The organism is Vibrio sp. Vb0888, from assembly GCF_033338835.1.
Classification (GTDB): Bacteria; Pseudomonadota; Gammaproteobacteria; order Enterobacterales; family Vibrionaceae; genus Vibrio; species Vibrio alginolyticus.
Window position 1 is genome coordinate 1 of record NZ_JAWOTL010000110.1, and the last position, 1477, is coordinate 1477.

The 1477-nt window shown below is 43.9% G+C and carries 1 protein-coding gene; it reads left to right on the plus strand.

Features of this window, described 5'->3' with window-relative positions; translation table 11 throughout:
- A partial coding sequence (locus R7P72_RS24230; protein ID WP_318110859.1) for a GGDEF domain-containing protein occupies nucleotides 1–1477 on the plus strand: 1477 nt, incomplete at both ends.

Sequence of the window (1477 nt, forward strand, 5' to 3'; positions counted from 1 at the left end):
TGATCAAACAGTATCATCCAGAGTTAAAACAAGTTCCCTATAAAGGTCATAACGAAGCAGTACGTTTGTTACAAACTGGTTTAGTGGATGGCGTGGTTGATGCGATTAACCAACTCAAACCAATGTTGTTGGAAGGGTTTGATGCCAAAATGCTCAACGATCAGATCTCCATCAAACCTGTTTCTATCATTAGTAAAAAAGGTCACCACTTAGAAGAGTTGGATACCTTTGCCTCGTTTATTCATGGTGAAGCGGTACAAAAGCAACTTCGTGAGCAAATCGCGTTGTATCAATTTGAGTTGAGACGTTCAGCCCTGCGAGATGCGATCAAGTTACTGCCTGTCGATTTAAAAGATCCAATTCGAATCAAAATGGAATCCATCTTTCCTTATGTGGTGTACAACCCTGATGGCACCGTACAAGGGATGACAGCCGATATCGTTCTACAAAGCTGTGAAATTCTGGATTTAAACTGTGTGATCATCAGTGAGCCTAACGAAAGTTGGGAGTCGATGTATCGCCAGTTCATGAAAGGTGAATTTGATATTTTGGCACCATTAACGGTGAGCAGAGAACGGCATGAATTCAGCTATTTTCCAAGACCACACTATTCACCAGCTTCAGTGATGGTCAAGCGATTGGGCTACAAGCCAAACACCTATTCCCATGTGTCACAATTGATCTCTGAAAGAATCGGTGTAGTCAAAGACGATTTCTTCGATCAAATGATGACTCAGCTTTTACCGTTGAAAGAGCTTGAGCGTTTTAACACGCAGCACGATCTTATTGAAGCATTGCTTAAAGGGGAGGTGGATTACATCCCGATGGATACGGCAATGCTCAACCATTTCCTTCGTTTGAGCGAGCTTGTGCCCATCGAACAAGATACCGCGATAGGGGAGTTTTACAGTTCGCAGTTGTCTATCGGCCTCGTCGCGAATGAACGCGGTGCAATGTTAGCGCCATATTTTAGCCGCGCGATCGCGATGTTGGGCGTTGACAAAATTGTGGCTCAATACGATTTGCGTCCAGATTGGCGCACGGCGTTAGAGTATGAGGTGCGATTGGCAACACAAACCCAAGCGGTATTTCTATTCGTACTTGTATTGGCAATTTGTGTTTCTCTCTATCTGTATCGTCAATCCAACACCGATAACTTAACTGGGTTGAGGAATCGTCGCTCTTTGCAAGTTAAGTATCGCCAAGGGGTGAATAAGGATTTGGCGATTCTTTATTTAGATATTAATCACTTCAAACAAATCAACGATACCTACGGTCATTTAGCGGGTGATGAAGTGCTGCAATTGCTTTCGCTGAAGATACATAGAGTGTGGTCTGGGCGAAGCTATCGTATTGGCGGTGACGAATTTATTTTGCTCGGATACCCAACACAAATAGAGCTTTCGCGAGCCGTTCAGGAACTGAGTCGATTGGATGTTACTGATAAATTGTGCGCGGAGCTGAAAACCGTCACGAT